Here is a 17,250-nt window from a genome sequence, read left to right as displayed (position 1 = left end):
AGGAAACCATCCCGATGAACCTTAGCCGTACACGCTTTACCGTTGCACGCCGACAAAGCGGCTTCACCTTGCTGGAAATGCTTGCGGTCATCGTGCTGCTGGGCATCGTGGCGACCATCGTCGTACGCCAGGTAGGCGGTAACGTCGACAAGGGCAAATATGGCGCAGGCAAGGCGCAACTGGCGAGCCTGGGCATGAAGATCGAGAGCTATGCGCTGGACGTCGGCTCGCCGCCCAAGACCTTGCAGCAGTTGACCGACAAGCCTGGCAACGCCGCTGGCTGGAATGGCCCGTATGCCAAGCCTTCGGACCTGAAAGACCCGTTTGGCCATGCCTTCGGCTATCGCTTCCCCGGTCAGCATGGCAGCTTCGACCTGATCTTCTACGGACAGGACGGCCAACCCGGCGGCGAAGGTTACAGCGCCGACCTGGGCAACTGGGAGTAAATGCCGGTATGAAATCGCCTGTTGCAAGCCGTGGTTTTACCCTGATGGAAATGCTGGTGGTGCTGGTGTTGATGAGCATCGCTGTCGGCCTCGTGGGTTTCGGTCTGCAACAGGGGTTGAGCACCGCCAGTGAACGTCGTGCGGTCGGTGACATGGTTGAGGCATTGCGGGCCACGCGGGTTAGGGCCATTGTGACCGGCCAGCCGGCACGTACTGAATTCGACCTGCGTCATCTGACCTTCAAGGCACCGGGAAAGCGTGAACAGCACTGGCCCGATCATTTGCAGGTGACGATGCAGACGGCTTCCGACCTGGGGTCGGCGGTGGAGTTTTATCCGGATGGTGGCTCCAGCGGCGGCAACCTGATGGTCGCCGATGGCGATCGTCGCTGGCGCATAGACATTGGCTGGCTGACCGGCAGCGTTCAGGTGCGTCCCCTTTAATGAAAGTGTCGCAGTCCGGGTTCACTTTGCTGGAGATGCTTGCTGCGCTGACCGTGATGGCTGTGTGCAGTGGCGTGCTGCTGGTGGCTTTCGGGCAGAGCGCACGCTCCTTGCAACAGGTGTCTCACAGCGATCGGCTGAGTCACGCGGCGCGCACGGTGTTCGATCAGGAAAGCGGCGGCCCGCTTGAAAACGGGACGCGCAAGGGGCGGGTGGCCGGTATCGACTGGAATCTGGAAATCCGTCAGGTCTCGGGCAGCAACGACCAGGCCAGATTGTTTCGCCTGGATCTGACGCTGCTTGAGCATCAGCGGCGTGTGCAGTTCAGCACGTTGCGGCTGCGCGGCGCCGTGACCGGTGCCGGGTCTTGAAGGCCGGTCAGCGCGGTTTCACGCTGCTGGAAGTTCTGCTGGTGATCAGCCTGTTGGGCGTGTTGCTGGTGTTGGTCGCGGGTGCCTTGCTGGGTGCCAATCGTGCGGTGCTCAAGGCCGAGCGCTACACCGTGGGGCTGGATGAGATGCGCGCGGCGCAGGCGTTTCTACGCTCATCCATCAGTCAGGCGCTGCCGCTGGACACCTCCGCTGAGGATGACGCCAAGAGTGGTTTTTTTGAGGGTACGGCTCAGGATCTCAGGTTCGTGGCCACGCTGCCGGGTGAATTGGGTGGTGGCATCCAGTTGCATACCCTCGGGTTGAAAGGACCTGAGGGGGATCGTGACCTGCAGGTGGCGTTCTCCCGGATCAGAACCACATCAAATGGCATCACGCTTGAACCCTGGGGTGAGCCACAGGTGTTATTGCACAACGTGCAATCGTTGAATTTCAGTTACCGTGGCCTGACGCCGAAAGGCAAGCCCACGGGATGGCTGAACGAATGGCCTTGGCCGACCCGCCTGCCCGGTGCGGTGCGCATTGATGCGCAGGTCAAGGGCTCGATTCCCTGGGTCAGCGAAGTGGTCGCCCTGCGTCTGGATCTTTCGGGCGGGGCGGGCGGGCAGTGAAGCATTTTCATAAGCGCCAGCAGGGCGTGGCGTTACTGGTGGTCTTGTGGGTGCTGGCGGTGCTGAGCCTGCTGCTGGGCGGACTGGCCGGCTGGGTACAACTGGAGAGCCGTCAGGCGCTGTGGTTGCGGCAGAACACCCATGCGCTGCTCGCGGCGGAAGGTGGCTTGAATATGGCGGTGCAGGGGTTGCTGGACCCTGCGCAGCGCAAACGCTGGGTGGCCGATGGACGGCCAGTGGCGTTGCGCATGGATGACACGCAGTTGCTCGTCAGTATTCGCAGCGAGCGTGGCAAGCTGGACCTCAACAGCGCTCCAGCGGCCGATATTGCTCGTCTGTTGCAGGCCTGCGGGGCGAACCGCAATCTGGCCAGCAGTATCGCCCAGACCGTGGAGGCACAACGGGATGACGGTCAGGCGCCGCTGCGTGTGGTTGAAGAAATACGACAGTTGCCGGGCATGACGCAGGCGCTGTACACCCGGCTGTTGCCGGAAGTGACGTTATGGAGCGGGCTGGACCGGCCCGATCCTGCTTTTGCCTCGGCGCTGTTGCGCCGGGCACTGAACTTGCCCAACCAGAGCGCGGTGGGAGCCGATGCCGGTGAGGTACTGGCCATCGACAGCCGCGCAGAACGACCGGGCGGCGTAGTCGCCCTGTTACAGACCATTGTGTTATTGAGCCCATCGGAGGGAGGCGCACAGCCCTATCGGGTATTGCGTTGGCAAGAATGAATGCATCCGTTTCAGCACGTCTGGCACCGTTGATCGCTTTGCGCGACCGGGTCGTCCAGCAATGGCGTGGCAGTCTGGGGCAACAGGCCTGGCAATGGTGGAGCGCAGAATTGCGCGCCTGCCTGCCGCCGCGTGTGCGCAGGTGGCTGGTTCGCGAAACCGTCGAGCAGGTGTATGTCTGGCCGCTGGTCGAACCGGTTGCCATCACCGGCGTCAATGCACAGAAGACCCTGCTGTTGCCCTCGTCTCTGGTGCTGGTGCAGACCCTGCAACTGCCCGTTGCAGCGGCGCGCAACCTGTCGACCGTGGTGGGCTACGAGCTGGACCGCTTTACGCCGTTCGATGCCAGTCAGTTGTATTTCGTCGCCCGTCAGGAAAGTCGCAATGCCGGCTTCATTCAGGTCCGGCTGGTGGCCGTGCTGCGCCAGCGCCTGGACGCCATTCTGCAAGCGTGCGCTGCGCTGGGTCTGCGGCCCGACACTGTGGACGTCGGCACACCCGAAGCGCGCCTGAGTATTGACCTGTTGCCGGCACCGCTGCGCCCGCAGCAATCGCATTCAGGTTACCGCTTGCAACGCTGGCTGATGTGGATCTGCGCCGGGTTGCTGCTGGGCACCATGCTGCTATGGCTCAACGACCGTCAGCAATTGCTTGAAGAGATGCAGGCCGAGGTCAAGGCACAGAAAGCCCAGGTCAGCGAAGTTCAGCAATTGCGTCAGCAACTGACCAATACCCGTGGCGCCGCCAATTACCTGCTTCGCCGCAAGGCTGCTCAACCGCCTCTGTCGGCATTGCTCAGCGAACTGACTGCCTGCCTGCCGTCAGACACCTGGATCGATCATCTGGAAATCAGCGACAGCGCCGAGGTGGCCTTTGCAGGTCAGAGCGCCAAGGCCAGTGCGCTGATCGCCCGCGTCAAGGACTGCCGCAGCCTGGACAACGCCCAGTTTCAGGGGGTGATCCAGCCGGACAGCAAAACCGGGAAGGACCAGTATTCACTGCGTGCGCATCTGCATCAGAGCCCGCAGCAGGAACAGTCCGATCAATCGGAATCGCAGGAGAGCGCCGATGCGTCGTCCACTCAATAGCCGTGAGCGGCGGGGCGCGGCGCTGATCATTCTGGCGCTGGTCCTTTATCTGGCCTACTGGCTGCTGATCGACAGCTGGTTCGCCGGCCCTCTGCGCGATATCAGCGAGCAGACCGAACAGTTGCGCGAGCAGCAGCAACGCTATGCCGGGTTGCTGAAGCAGGCTGACACCTTGCGTGCACAGCTGGAGCAGGCCCGCAGTGACCCGGCTAGCAGCACCAGTCTGCTGCCGGGCGATGATCCGAGCGCGGTCGCTGCTGACCTGATGCAGCGTGTCGCCGACCTGATCAGCAATCAGGCCGACACCGGCGGTGGCTGCGCGTTGACCCAGCGCATGCCGATCACCCCGGAGCAGGACAGCGCCGAGCCTTACCGGCAGGTCAAGGTCAGCCTGACACTGGAATGTGCCATCGAGCCGCTGACGGCGATCCTGCATGCGCTGGAGTACCAGCGCCCGTTCCTGTTCGTCGATGAAATGAGCCTGCGCCGCGACACCGATGCTCCCGCCACTGGCGGTGCCGGCAAGCTGGTGGCGCATCTGCTGGTACGCGGCTATCTGCAACCGGCTTCAGCCGGGGAGGGCGAGCAATGATGCGTTCATTGCGTCCATTGGAGTGGACCCTGCTCGGCACTACCGCCGTGCTGACCGCGCTGGCGACGCTGATTCTCAGTGGCGCTGCCCATTCGCCGGGCTGGCTGCCCGAGCAGGCACCACGCAATCCGGCTGACCGTGCGGCACAGACTCACAGCGCGCCCACTGCGACGCTGGACAGTCTGGCCAATACCTGGCAAACCCCGCTGTTCAGCACCGATCGCAGCCCTGACAAGGCGGTGGGCAAGAGCGATGTACAGGTCGCAAGCCTTTCCGGCCTTACGCTGACCGGTGTCGTTCTCGACGGTACGTTGCGTGTGGCACTGCTCAAGCAGGCCAGTGGTCCGGCACTGAAAGTGAAACAGGGTGACAGGCTGGGTAACGGCTGGACCCTGGAACAGCTCGATCCGATGCAGGCCACCTTCAGCCTCGACGGCCGCACGCAGACCTTGCGCCTGCCTGCGCCGCGTCTGCCGCCACCGTCGACGACACCCCCGATTTCCCTTACCAACGATTCCACCCCGTGATGGGTACCTTTTCTGGAGTTTCCGCCATCGCTACCTTGCGCACCCCCTTGCTTTGTCTCGCCACCGCTGTCGCCCTTGGCGGCTGTGCATCCCGGCAGGACACCCTCGACCCCGACAATGGCATGCTGCAGGAAGCGCTCCAGGGAACCGGTTCACAACGTCCGCCAGTGGATCCGCGCAGCGAGCAGCTGCCGGTACAGGCACAGCCTCAGTCGTCAACGGCCTCGCCGCAACGCCAGATCATTCAGGGCAACCAGCGTTTCATTCGCCAGCCTGCCGCTGCTCCGGCAGCGAAGGCAGGGGAGACGGGCGACATCGTCTTCAACTTCACCAACCAGCCGATTCAGGCGGTGATCAACAGCATCATGGGTGACCTGCTGCACGAGAACTACAGCATTGCTCAGGGTGTGAAGGGTGATGTGAGCTTCTCGACCTCCAAACCGGTCAACAAGCAGCAGGCGCTGTCGATTCTCGAAACCCTGCTGTCCTGGACCGACAACGCCATGATCAAGCAGGGCAATCGCTATGTGATCCTGCCGTCCAACCAGGCCGTTGCGGGCAAGCTGGTTCCGGAAATGCGCGTTGCCCAGCCATCGGCCGGCATGTCGGCGCGGCTGTTCCCGTTGCGCTACATCTCGGCCAACGAAATGCAGAAGCTGCTCAAACCCTTCGCTCGCGAAAACGCCTTCCTGTTGGTCGACCCCGCTCGCAATGTGTTGAGCATGGCCGGTACACCCGATGAGCTGGCCAACTATCAGGACACCATCGACACCTTCGACGTGGACTGGCTCAAAGGCATGTCGGTGGGGGTGTTCGGTCTGCAGCGGGCCTCGGTCGGCGAACTGATGCCCGAGTTGCAGAAAATGTTCGGCCCGGACAGCGGCATGCCGCTGGCAGGCATGGTGCGTTTTCTGCCCATCGAGCGGACCAACTCGGTCGTTGCGATTTCCTCGCAGCCGGAATACCTGCGCGAAGTCGGCGAGTGGATTCACACCATCGACGAGGGCGGCGGCAACGAGCCGCAGATGTACGTCTACGACGTGCGCAATATGAAGGCCACCGATCTGGCCAAATACCTGCGGCAGATCTACGGCACCGGCGCGATCAAGGAGGATTCGGCCGCCAAGGTCGCGCCCGGGCTGCGCACGACAAGTCTGTCGTCGCTCAATGGCACCGGCAGCAATGGCATGAGCAGTTCCAATGGCATGGGCAGCGGCGGCATGAGCGGCGGTGGCATGGGCAACGGCATGAATGGCATGAGCGGCAATGGAGGTGGCTTCGGCAACAGCCAGGGCATGAACAGCCAGAACGGTACCGACGGCGAAAACGCTGAAGAGCAGAGCGGCGCAGACTCCGACGCGGCCGACGAAGAGGGTGGCGGTTCGGGTGGCAACAACAAATCCCTGGATGCCAGCACCCGCATCACCGCACAGAAGAGCAGCAACCAGTTGCTGGTCCGCACGCGTCCTGCGCAATGGAAGGAAATCGAGTCGGCGATCAAGCGCCTCGACAACCCGCCACTGCAGGTACAGATCGAAACGCGCATTCTGGAAGTCAAGCTGACCGGCGACCTGGACATGGGCGTTCAGTGGTATCTGGGCCGTCTGGCGGGCAATGCCGGGACCTCCGGCAACGTGACCAACACCGCAGGCAGTCAGGGCGCGCTGGGCGCTGGCGGGGCGGTACTGGCAGGCACCGACTCGCTGTTCTACTCGTTTGTCAGCAATAACTTGCAGGTCGCCCTGCGTGCGCTGGAAACCAATGGCCGCACACAGGTGCTGTCGGCGCCGTCGCTGGTGGTGATGAACAACCAGCAGGCGCAGATCCAGGTCGGCGACAACATCCCGATCAGTCAGACCACGGTCAACACCAACGCTTCAGCCACGACACTGAGCAGCGTGGAATACGTGCAGACCGGTGTGATTCTCGATGTGGTGCCGCGTATCAATCCGGGTGGTCTGGTGTACATGGACATTCAGCAGCAGGTCAGCGACGCCGACACCGGCTCCACCGACCTCAACGGCAACCCGCGCATTTCGACGCGCTCGGTCGCCACTCAGGTTGCCGCGCAAAGTGGTCAGACTGTGTTGCTGGGCGGCCTCATCAAGCAGGACAACGCCGAGACGGTCAGCTCCGTGCCTTACCTGGGCCGAATTCCGGGTCTGAGATGGCTGTTCGGCAGAACCAGCAGGGCCAAGGACCGCACCGAGCTGATCGTGCTGATCACCCCGCGTGTGATCACCAGCAGCAGCCAGGCGCGTCAGGTTACCGATGACTACCGCCAGCAGATGCAATTGCTCAAGCCCGAAGCCTCGCGAGGCAGCCTCCAGAACTGAGGCTGTGTTAGTTTCTGCTTCATCGTCCACCGAAGACGCTGCTTTCGGGCAGCGTGCACCAGAGGTCATTGACTGATGCTGAAATTTTTCGCCGCTTTGCTGTTTGTCTGCTCTGGACTGGTTCAGGCACAAGACACGTTACACACGGATCTGCCGCTGGATTACCTGGCCCAGGCCACCACGGACGCGCCTGACAAACCACTGGTGATCTTCATCCACGGCTACGGCAGCAATGCGGCGGATCTGTTCAGCCTCAAGGATCACCTGCCTGCTGCGTACAACTACCTGTCGGTTCAGGCTCCCGTGCAGTTACGGCCAGACAGCTACAAGTGGTTCACCCAAAAGCCCGGCGTGACCGAGTACGACGGCGTGACCGAAGACCTGAAAAGCAGCGCTCAGCGTTTGACGGCATTCATCGGTCAGGCAACGGACAAGTACAAGACCCGGCCTGACAAGGTGTTTCTGGTGGGCTTCAGTCAGGGAGCGATGATGAGTTATGAGGTCGCACTGCGTCAGCCAATGCTGGTCGGCGGAATCGCTGCGCTGAGTGGGCGCCTGCTGCCGGTGGTGAAGTCCGAACTCAAGCCTGAAGAGGCACTCAAGACGTTGAAAGTGTTCATCGGGCATGGTGCCGAAGACCGCCAGGTCTCCTACGCCAGTGGTCCTGACGCTGAGAAGACCTTGAAGGCGCTGGGCCTGAAGCCGGAGTTTCATGGCTATGAGGGGCTGGGGCATAACCTGAACGAGACCGAAGTGGCAGATCTGGCCCAGTGGCTGGAAAAGTCGGCTCGCTGACGGCGGAAGGCGGTTTGCCGGCGACTCGATTGCCTGGGCCGACTTATCAGTGCCTGGGGATGACGCCATCGCTGGCAAGCCGTCTCCCGCTATTGCCGCCTCCATCCAGCCGCTTATGCGTTGATCAATGACCGAGCCTGTTGTGGCCGCTCGGTCATCGAATGACCTTCACGATCAGTTGACCTTCACATCCTTGAACTTGAGCACGTTTTCCTTGCTCTCGCGATCACGGAACGTGAGCTTGAGTGCGGGGGACAGTTTGAGTCGGCCCTTGGCGGCCTCGAAGGTCAACGTGACGCGGGTCGGAACGTTACGGATCAACTGAAATGAATCCCAGCGATCGAACTTCGTATCACCGACTCGCATCTGGATCATGTTCAACGCACCGCCTGTTTCGTCGAACAGACTGACCGGGTTCAGGAAGCGGAAATCACGGTCCGGACTCTTGTTCACCAGCTCCAGCGTGCAGGTGGGTGCCTGGCCGTTCTGATCACACTCCAGCAGCTCCAGCGTCAGGTTGTCGACGGTCTCGGCACGCTTGCCGAACACGTTGGCATTGTCGTTTTCAACGAACAGTTTCTGACTGCGGGCAAACTCCACCGAGGGTTTGGCATACTCGCCACCCAGCTTAAAGAACACCCCGCAAAGGATCAGCGCCAGCAACAGCCAGACGCCCGTTTTCAGGAAACCGGGCAGTTTTCTGGCCATGATCGCGATGCCCAGTCCGCCGCACAGCGTCATGCTGGCGACGATGGTGATGAGGGTCTGCCAATTGATCGAGTCGACATTCAGGCCCAGCACGCTCGGGTCTGGAAAAAGGTAGGTGAAGATGCTCCACAGGACACCGATCATGCTGCCGATACCCAAGGATATCCTGGCAAAAATCGCTGAAATCTTGCGAGCGGCGGGTGAGGGAGCGGGTGGTGCTGCGTCCATTGCTGTTTTGCCTTGTTCGAATGTCGAGAAGTGCGTGCCGATGGCAGATCAACTGCATGGCAGATAGGGGGCCTGGTCGTGAGGCGTTTGTACAATCCGTGTTCAATCGCGCTGCCGGAAGTGCGAGCTTTTTGATGCGGGAAAGAAACAGAAGGGCGAGCGGACCACGCCGTCGCGGCGCGATTATCCGGTAATTCGTGTGCAAAGTGCAGCGTTACATCGCGCAATCATCGAGAGAGAGGGCTTCAGGCAGAGGAAGGGTGATTTTGAAACAACGCGGACAGGCTGTTCTGTCCGCGAAAAAAGCGTCTGGCTGCGCTCAACCCTGGCTGACCCGCGCCGGTCGTGCGCCGGCTGAGTCTTTGAGGAATGCCAGCAGTGCAACCAGCGGCAGCGCTGTACCGACGATCAACACCCAGGTCCATCCGCCATGATCGAACAGTGGGCTTGCCACTGCCGAACCGACCGCGCCACCGAGGAAGATACTGGTCATGTACAGCGCGTTGAGTCGGCTGCGGCTGGCAGCATCCAGCGCGTAGACGGTGCGCTGGCCAAGCACCATGCTGGTCTGTACGCAGTAATCCAGTACCACGCCAGTGACGGCGAGGCCGATGACGCTGTAAAGGGGGTGAATCAGCCCCGGCAGGAAGCTCAGCGCGCCGAGCAGCAGTGCGCCCAACGACAGGATTCGGGTGTGGCCCGCGTCAGCCAGCCGGCCACTGATGGGGGCGGCGATGGCACCGATGGCACCGATCAGCGCAAAAATGGCGATCTGGGTTTGCGACAAGCCGTGATTGCGCGACAACTCCAATGGCACCGCCGTCCAGAACAGACTGAACGTCGCGAACATGCAGGCCTGATAGAACGCCCGTTGGCGCAGCACCGGCTGGGTGCGCAGCAGGGTCCACAGGGAAAACAGCAACTGGCCATACGTGGCACGATGATCGGGCACACGTTTGGGCATGGTGGTCGCGAGCACGACGCTGATGCCGATCATCACCACCGCCGCCGAGCCGAACACTGCCCGCCAGCCGAAGTGATCGGCCACCAGGCTTGAGATCGGCCGTGCCAGGAGAATACCCAGCAGCAGACCGCCCATGATCCCGCCGACCACCCGGCCTCGCGTTTCCTCGGGCGCCAGATGCGCCGCCAGTGGGACCAGCATCTGCACCGACACCGAGCTGAAACCCACCAGTAACGAGACCAGCAGAAACAGGTTCGGCTGCTCGGCAAATGCCGCGCCCAGCAGGCTCAATGTCGCGACTGCCGTGGTCAGCAGCATCAGCTTGCGGTTTTCCAGCAAGTCACCCAGCGGCACCAGAAAGAACAGACCCAGCGCATAACCAATCTGTGTCAGGGACACGATCAGACTCGCCGCCGTGCTGGACAGGCCGATGTCCGGCGCGATCAGTTCGATGATCGGCTGGGCGTAGTAGATATTGGCGACGATAGCGCCGCAGCAGAACGCAAACAACATCACCAGACCGCGGGTCATGGTGGGGTTGCCGTGGGAAGTTTGGGCGGAATGGGGCATCACGGGTCTCGCTCGTGCAATCGGGCTTCGCGCACGCTTTACCGTGCCCGGGCCGTTCAGGATGGAATGCTGAGCAGGCTAACGGTTTTGCAAGGCATTAAGTAGGTGTGCCGAGGTGATACAAGATATTTCTGTGAGTGATGATGGGCGGATTGCGCTTTATCAGATGTTATCTGCTTTCGGCCTGATCCCATAACAAACCAGATACAGCGCAGGCAAAAAGAACAGCGTCAGCAGGGTCGCGATAGCGATGCCGCCGATCATGGCGATGGCCATGGGTCCCCAGAACACTTCGCGGGCAATCGGTATCATGCCCAGGCTGGCGGCGGCTGCGGTGAGCAGGATCGGGCGACAGCGGTGCTCGGTGGCCTTAATGACCGACGCCCAAGGGCTTTCACCGGCGGCCATGAATTCGTCGATCTGGGTCACCAGAATCACCGAATTGCGGATGATGATGCCGATCAGCGCCAGCACGCCGAGAATCGCCACGAAGCCCAGCGGATAGCCGGAAATCAGCAGTGCGGCGACGACACCGATCAATCCTAAGGGCACCACGCTGACCACCAGCAGCAGCTTTTTAACGCTGTGCAACTGGATCATCAGAAAGCTTATGACCAGCAGCAGCATCAACGGCACGACCTTCAGGATCGGACCCTGTGAGCGGGCGCTGGCTTCGACGGCGCCACCGGTGGCCACCGAATAGCGCACGGGCAGGCCGGCGGTGAACGCATCGACGTCGGGTTTGAGCTGTTTGACCAAGGCCGCCGGTTGCAGCTTGCCGAGCACGCTGGCTTTCAGGGTAATGGTCGGCAGGCGGTCGCGACGCCAGACCAGCGGTTGCTCCTGCTCATAACTGAGGGTGGCGAATGACAGCAGCGGTACAGTCGAGCCATTCGGCGTCGGGATCTGCAGGCTGCCAAGGGTCTGGATCGAGCTGCGCTCATCACTTTCGGCGCGCCCCACAAGGTCGACCAGATAAGTGTTGTCGCGCACCTGAGTGATGGTCGTGCCGCTGACCAGACTGTTGAGAATCTGCGCGACGTCCTCGGATGACAGGCCGAACTGACGCACTTTGTCCTGCGCAATGTCGATTTTCAACACCTTGCCCGGTTCGTTCCAGTCGTAGATCACCTGGCCGATATTGGGGTGGGTGTCGAGCAGGGCGGCCAGCGTCATGGCCTGGCTGCGCACCTGTTCGATGTCCGGTCCGCTGATCCGGTATTGAATCGGCCAACCTACAGGCGGCCCCATGTTCAGTGGCTGCACGTAGCCGCCGACACCTACGTAGTCATCACGAAAGCGTTGGCGCAGCCGTTCGATCAATCGGTCGCGGGTTTCGCCACCTCGGCTGACGACGACCATCTGGCCGTAGAACGGGTTGCTCAGTTGCTGATCCAGCGGCAGGTAGAAACGCACTGCGCCCTTGCCGACGTAGGAACTCCAGTGCAGCACGTCCGGGTCGTCTTTCAGGGTGGACTCGAAGCGGTCCATGGTCTGGCGGGTGCCTTCGATCGAGCCGTTCTGCGGCAGGTAGAAGTCGACGAGGATTTCCGGCCGGTCCGAATCCGGGAAGAACTGGTTCTGCAGCAGTTTGCCGGCGAACAGCGAGCCCATGAACATCAGCGTGGTGATGCCGATTACCCACCAGCGATGTTCCAGCGCCTTGACCAGCGACCGGCTGAAACCCCGCATCCAGCGTCCCGGAGCCGCATGCACGGCGGTCACCTTGAGCAGGTGTACGCCGATCAGCGGCGCGAACAACACCGCCACCAGCCAGGACAGCAGCAGCGCCACCGCGATTACGGCGAACATGGTGAACACGTATTCGCCCGCCGAGCTGTGGTTTAGACCGATCGGTACAAAACCTGCGACAGTCACCAATGTGCCGGTCAGCATGGGAAAGGCGGTCGAGGTGTAGGCGAAGGTTGCGGCCTGTTCCCGGCTGTCGCCATGCTCCAGGCGGGTCACCATCATTTCCACGGTGATCATGGCGTCATCCACCAGCAGTCCCAGGGCGATGATCAGGGCACCGAGGGAAATGCGCTGCATGGTGATGCCGCTGTACTCCATGAACACGAAGACCAGTGCCAGCACCAGCGGGATCGAACAGGCCACGACCAGACCGGCGCGTATGCCCAGGCTGATGAAGCTGACGACCAGCACGATCAGGATCGCTTCGAACAAGGCGCGGGTGAAGCCGCCGATGGCTTTTTCGACCACGTCGGCCTGACTCGACACCAGGTGCACGTCGATGCCCAGCGGCAATTCAGTGGTCAGTTCTTCGATGCGCTGCTGCAACTGCGTGCCGAAGGCCTGAATGTTGCCGCCCTGTTTCATCGCCACCGCCAGGCCGATGGCAGGCTGACCGTTGAAACGGAACAGAGAAGAGGGCGGGTCGGCGTAACGGCGCTCGACCGTGGCCAGATCGCTGAGGCGAAAGAAACGGTCGCCCAAGCGCAGGTTGACCGCCAGAAGGTCTTCCTCGCTGGTGAACTGGCCGCTGGCCCTGACCGCGATGCGCTCGGGGCCCGCTTCCATGACGCCTGCCGGTGTGACCGAGTTCTGGGCCTGGAGGCTTTGCAGCACCTGACGCTGGTCGATTCCCAGTGCAGCCAGTTTGCGAATGGAAAAGTTCAGATAGATGACTTCTCGCTGAGCCCCGAGCAGCTCGATCTTGCCCAGATTGGGCACGCTGCGGATATCGGCCCGTACCTGCTCGACGTAGTCGCGTAACTGGCGAAACGACAGGCCATCGGTCGTGAAGGCGTAGATGCTGCCGAACACATCACCGAACTCGTCATTGAACGCCGGACCCTGAATGCCGGCGGGCAGTTCGCCGCGCACGTCGCTGATCTTCTTGCGCACCTGATACCAGGCCTCGGGAATGTCTGCGCTGCGGGTTTCGCTCTTGAGAAACACGAACAGGGTGGATTCGCCAGCCAGCGTGTAGCTTTTCACGTAGTCCAGCGCGTCGATTTCCTCGAGCTTTTTCTCCAGGCGATCCGTCACCTGTTGCAAGGTGTCATTCAGGGTCGCGCCAGGCCAGCGTGCCTGTATCACCATGGTCTTGATGGCGAAGGACGGATCTTCCTCACGGCCCAGATTCAGGAACGACCAACTGCCCATCAGCAGCGAAACGAACATCATGTACCAGACCAGCGTGCGATGCCTGAGGCCCCAGGCCGACAGATTGAAGCGCTCCCTCACAAACCGACCTCTCGTTGCATGCGAATCTTCTGGCCGGGCTGCATGGTGTTGACGCCCGCGGTGACGACCTTGTCGCCGACCTGCAATTCGCCCTCGACCTGAACTGTCGAGCCGTTGCGCGCCAGCACCTGAATCACACGCGGGCTCAAGGTCGACGTCCGCGTGTCGATTACCCATACCTGCGCGTTGCCCTCGCGTTGCACGACAGCACTGCCGGGCAGTCGATGGGACGTTGGCGCCGAACCGCTGATCTCGACGCTGACGGTCGAGCCGATCCGAAACAGATCCGGCGTATGGTTCAGAGTCAGCCGTACCCGTTGAGTACGTGTGGTGGCATCGATTTGCGGAGACAGCTGACGAATCTGTGCGGTGACCGAAACCTGAGGGTTCAAGGGCGACGACACCCGGATCTGCGCGTGGTCAGTCAGCGAAGCGACTAGACCGACCGGCAGATCGACCACCGCTTCGCGGCTCTCGGGACGCGCCAGGCTGACCACCGGTTCTCCGGCAGCCATCACCTGGCCCACCTCGGCACGCCAGTCGGTCACCAGTCCGTCGAACTCCGCCAGCAGGCGGGTATAAGACAGGTGGTCGCGGGCTTGCTGCAACGCGATGTCGGCGCGCTGCTGCAAGGCTTCCTGATTGCGCAGGTCGCTGCTCAATTGATCGAGCCGCGCCCGTGAGCCGACGCCGCGCTCGAACAATTGCTGGTAGCGCAACTGTTCGTCACGAACCTGTTGCCACGAAGCGTGTGCCTTGCTGAGTTCCGCCTGTCGGGCGTGCAGTTGATTCTGTTGCTCGCTGGGTTCCAGAGTGGCCAGCAGATCGCCCTTGCGCACGGCCTTGCCGACCTCGGCCTGACGGGTGGCGATACGCCCGGCGACTCTAAACCCCAGCGGGACTTCGTACTGCGGTTGAATGCTGCCCGCGAAACGGCCATGCAACGCCTGGTGCGGCTCGACAATTTCAGTGAACAGCACCGGCCGCTCGATCGCTTCACGAACCGGTTTGTCGCGGCAGCCGGACAGGGCGATCAACGCTGCGCAGGCCAGCCAACTGAAGGTCAGGATTCGAGGCTGGCGGGAGTGGACACTCATCGCTGTCGTTCCGAAACAGTGATCCGTGAGGCAGCGACTGCAAGGCCATCCTTACCGCCGGTCTGCCCGGCCACTTCGACCTTCTGCCCCGCGTAGAGAAATTGCAGGCCTTGAGAGACCACCTGCTCGCCTTCGGACAATCCCTCTGCGACAAGCACCTGACCCTGTTCGTATCGCAGCACCCTGATCTGTTGCAACGAGACCAGAGACTGGTCATCCACTCGCCAGACTGCGGGCTGCCCCTGCGAGCGTGTCAGCGCCGACCACGGCAGGACGAAAGCGCGTTGTGCATGATTTTCGAGTCGGGCGCTTACCACTGATCCGAGACCCGGAGCGGGAGAGGTGTCCGGCAGTACGACGCGCACGCGTAACGTGCCGCTGGTGGTGGAAACGATAGGGGTGATTTCGCGGACCCTGCCGATCAGCTCGATATCGGGCTGGCCCACCGGGCTGATCGCGACCCGGTCTCCGATTCGGTCGGTGCCGAGCAGCGATTCATAAGCTGCGAACACCGCTTCGCGTTCGCCATCGTGTGCCAGGCTGAAAACCGGTGCGGCAGCCTGCACCACCTGACCTTCTTCGGCCTGCCGTGCGGTGATCACACCGTCTGCGACGGCAAGCAGTTCGGTATAACCGACCTGCTCACGGGCAGTGGCCTGCTGTGCTTTGAAAGACGCCAGATCACCACGCGCGCTTTCCAGACTGGAGCGCGCCTGCTGGTACTCGCTGAGGTTGGTGTAACCCTTGGGCAACAAGCGTTGCTGACGCTGATAATTCTGCTCGGCAAGACGCAGCCGGGACTCCCTCACTGCAACCTCGGCGCTGGCGGACTCAAGGCCTGTGCGCTGCTCGCGCGGGTCCAGTTTGGCCAGCACTTGATTGACGTGCACCCGGTCACCAACGTCCACGAATCGTTTTACCAGCTTGCCCGATACTCGAAAGGACTGGTCGGTCACCTTGCGTGCCTGAATATCGCCGCTGAGCACCACCTGCGTGGCGATGTCCTGCGCCTGAACCGTCTGGACCGATACCCGCACAGGCAGTTTTTCCGGTGCTTTGCCGGCAGAGCAGGCTCCCAGTGAAAGTGTCAGTGCGAAGGTGCAGCCAACGGTCAGCCAGCGCTGGAAAGGGGGGATCCGGGTCGGTCGGCCTGTTTCACACGCATGGCCGAGCCGACGCACAACATCTGCACAGAAATACATCATCAATGAGTCGCCACTGCCCGGGAAAAGAAACGTTCATCCATGAACCACTGCGCCACGGGACGTGGCGCGGGCGTCTCAGGCCATTGCAGTCGCGCTGGGCCATTCCTCGTTGCAGGCTTCTGTTCCCAGAAAGGCAAGCACGTTGCGTTGCGAGTGGTGCCACGCGGCTTTACTTTCCAGATCCAGAAAGTGCCCGGTATCGGGAACTACATCGAAGGTGCTGCGAGGGATGTAGTTGGCGAAAGTGCGTGCATCGTCAACAGTGGTGTATTCATCTTTCTCGCCATTAACGAACAGGACCGGGATCTTGATCGCAGAAAAGCGCTCGACGTAGTTACTGGCGCTTAGTTGGCGAATCTGACTGATGTGAAAGTCGATCTGGCCATATTCGTGCTCGGCGAGGCTGATCAGATGCTTGTAGTTGTACAGCTTGAACAGGCGCGGCAAGTACTTGCCGACCGTGTCGTTGAGCAGGGAGCCTATCTTGCGTTTTTCGCGAGCGGCCAGATACACCTGAGCCTTGTCGATGTAATCAAGCATGGGCTCATTCAGCACAGGTGAGAATGAACTGATAATGGCTTTTTCGACCGAGGCCGGGCATTCCGACAGCGCCAGAAGGGCCGAAACACCGCCCCACGACACGGAAAGCAGGTAGTTGACCTGAAAGCGGTCAATGAGCTGAAGCAGGATGCCGACTTCGTCTTCCTTGGTCACGATCATGTCGTCGGCGTTGTGTGCCCGCGACTGGCCGGAGAACGGAAGATCGAATAAGACAATGTTGTAGTGGGGTTGAAGATACTTGACGGTTTGCCCGAAAGAGCCGGTGGTCGACAATGCGCCATTGACCAGCATGATGGTCTTTACATGGCTGCCTTTCCAGTAAGTTTCGGTGTAAACCTTGTAATCGCCCACGCTTAAAATAGTTGATTGTGCGCCCATAACAGCCTCCCAGCCGATGTCGATCCTACGAAAAGTATTCCAGCATTCTCTGCCTCGACGACCATGCCGAAGCCCCGCCCGGTTCAGGGCGAAATCCGATGAGTTCTTGTTTTGGGTGCATCTTGAGTCCGTCTTGCGGTGACCATAGATAACGCAGTGTTGGTATACCGACAAGATGCTGACGCCACAAAAATGCCGATTGGTTCACGTTCTTCTATCGGGCGAGCGCTGGAATACTTGATGGTGAAACAGGGTTATTCGGGGAAAAGACGCAGATCGAGGCGGAAAAGCGGAACTATTGAAGGGAACTTGTGAGCGCTGAAACGGTCAAGCGACGTTCATTTCTGAAACATAATGTTACAAATTAGTGCTTG

General features: G+C 61.2%; 16 protein-coding genes. 10 read left to right on the top strand and 6 right to left on the bottom strand.

Annotated elements, in window-relative coordinates; all coding sequences use genetic code 11:
- The first annotated feature begins 14 nt into the window (after window positions 1-14).
- From gspG to JTJ32_RS08535, 10 genes are all read left to right on the top strand, one after another.
- Window positions 15-446: a type II secretion system major pseudopilin GspG gene (gene gspG, locus JTJ32_RS08580; RefSeq protein WP_099228044.1), complete on the top strand. Its 432-nt coding sequence runs from the start codon at window positions 15-17 to the stop codon at window positions 444-446.
- An 8-nt stretch (window positions 447-454) separates the two neighbouring features.
- Window positions 455-889, top strand: a complete 435-nt coding sequence (locus JTJ32_RS08575; protein WP_099227945.1) for a prepilin-type N-terminal cleavage/methylation domain-containing protein — start codon at window positions 455-457, stop codon at window positions 887-889.
- The gene (locus tag JTJ32_RS08570; protein WP_099227944.1) at window positions 889-1,260 is read left to right on the top strand and encodes a type II secretion system protein; all 372 of its coding nucleotides are present in this window, start codon (window positions 889-891) and stop codon (window positions 1,258-1,260) included. Before JTJ32_RS08575 ends, JTJ32_RS08570 begins: the two co-directional genes overlap by 1 nt.
- Complete coding sequence (locus JTJ32_RS08565; RefSeq protein ID WP_099227943.1) at window positions 1,257-1,889, top strand: type II secretion system protein GspJ; 633 nt, start codon at window positions 1,257-1,259, stop codon at window positions 1,887-1,889. The genes JTJ32_RS08570 and JTJ32_RS08565 overlap by 4 nt, the downstream gene beginning before the upstream one ends.
- Window positions 1,886-2,620 (top strand): type II secretion system protein GspK, encoded by a 735-nt coding sequence (locus JTJ32_RS08560; protein ID WP_210041775.1) that lies wholly within the window; start codon window positions 1,886-1,888, stop codon window positions 2,618-2,620. The genes JTJ32_RS08565 and JTJ32_RS08560 overlap by 4 nt, the downstream gene beginning before the upstream one ends.
- Entirely contained in the window at window positions 2,617-3,708 is a 1,092-nt protein-coding gene (locus JTJ32_RS08555; protein ID WP_210041774.1) for a type II secretion system protein GspL, read from the top strand. The genes JTJ32_RS08560 and JTJ32_RS08555 overlap by 4 nt, the downstream gene beginning before the upstream one ends.
- Window positions 3,689-4,300, top strand: coding sequence for a type II secretion system protein GspM (gspM, locus tag JTJ32_RS08550; protein WP_099227940.1), 612 nt, complete (start codon window positions 3,689-3,691; stop codon window positions 4,298-4,300). The genes JTJ32_RS08555 and gspM overlap by 20 nt, the downstream gene beginning before the upstream one ends.
- Window positions 4,297-4,827 (top strand): type II secretion system protein, XpsN-like, encoded by a 531-nt coding sequence (locus JTJ32_RS08545; protein WP_210041772.1) that lies wholly within the window; start codon window positions 4,297-4,299, stop codon window positions 4,825-4,827. Before gspM ends, JTJ32_RS08545 begins: the two co-directional genes overlap by 4 nt.
- The gene (gene gspD, locus JTJ32_RS08540; protein ID WP_210041771.1) at window positions 4,827-7,163 is read left to right on the top strand and encodes a type II secretion system secretin GspD; all 2,337 of its coding nucleotides are present in this window, start codon (window positions 4,827-4,829) and stop codon (window positions 7,161-7,163) included. Before JTJ32_RS08545 ends, gspD begins: the two co-directional genes overlap by 1 nt.
- Before the next feature lie 75 nt (window positions 7,164-7,238).
- Window positions 7,239-7,958, top strand: a complete 720-nt coding sequence (locus JTJ32_RS08535) for an alpha/beta hydrolase (protein ID WP_210041770.1) — start codon at window positions 7,239-7,241, stop codon at window positions 7,956-7,958.
- A gap of 174 nt (window positions 7,959-8,132) precedes the next feature.
- Here the strand turns inward: JTJ32_RS08535 and JTJ32_RS08530 are convergent, their stop codons facing one another.
- The 6 genes from JTJ32_RS08530 to JTJ32_RS08505 all read right to left on the bottom strand — a co-directional run bounded on the left by JTJ32_RS08530 (window position 8,133) and on the right by JTJ32_RS08505 (window position 16,876).
- Window positions 8,133-8,894: a hypothetical protein gene (locus tag JTJ32_RS08530; protein ID WP_210041769.1), complete on the bottom strand. Its 762-nt coding sequence runs from the start codon at window positions 8,892-8,894 to the stop codon at window positions 8,133-8,135.
- Window positions 8,895-9,213: 319 nt separating this feature from the next.
- Complete coding sequence (locus JTJ32_RS08525; protein ID WP_210041768.1) at window positions 9,214-10,428, bottom strand: MFS transporter; 1,215 nt, start codon at window positions 10,426-10,428, stop codon at window positions 9,214-9,216.
- A 162-nt stretch (window positions 10,429-10,590) separates the two neighbouring features.
- Window positions 10,591-13,635 (bottom strand): efflux RND transporter permease subunit, encoded by a 3,045-nt coding sequence (locus tag JTJ32_RS08520; protein WP_210041767.1) that lies wholly within the window; start codon window positions 13,633-13,635, stop codon window positions 10,591-10,593.
- Entirely contained in the window at window positions 13,632-14,732 is a 1,101-nt protein-coding gene (locus JTJ32_RS08515) for an efflux RND transporter periplasmic adaptor subunit (protein ID WP_210041766.1), read from the bottom strand. The genes JTJ32_RS08520 and JTJ32_RS08515 overlap by 4 nt, the downstream gene beginning before the upstream one ends.
- Window positions 14,729-15,937 carry an efflux RND transporter periplasmic adaptor subunit gene (locus JTJ32_RS08510; RefSeq protein WP_210041765.1) on the bottom strand — a complete coding sequence of 403 codons (1,209 nt, stop codon included), beginning with the start codon at window positions 15,935-15,937 and terminating at the stop codon, window positions 14,729-14,731. The genes JTJ32_RS08515 and JTJ32_RS08510 overlap by 4 nt, the downstream gene beginning before the upstream one ends.
- 75 nt (window positions 15,938-16,012) lie before the next feature.
- Window positions 16,013-16,876, bottom strand: coding sequence for an alpha/beta fold hydrolase (locus JTJ32_RS08505; RefSeq protein ID WP_099227931.1), 864 nt, complete (start codon window positions 16,874-16,876; stop codon window positions 16,013-16,015).
- Window positions 16,877-17,250 lie beyond the last annotated feature (374 nt).

This window comes from Pseudomonas alliivorans, assembly GCF_017826695.1.
Lineage (GTDB): Bacteria > Pseudomonadota > Gammaproteobacteria > Pseudomonadales > Pseudomonadaceae > Aquipseudomonas > Aquipseudomonas alliivorans.
The sequence above is the reverse complement of the archived record's forward strand: the minus strand, read 5'-3'. Positions and strand labels throughout refer to the sequence as shown.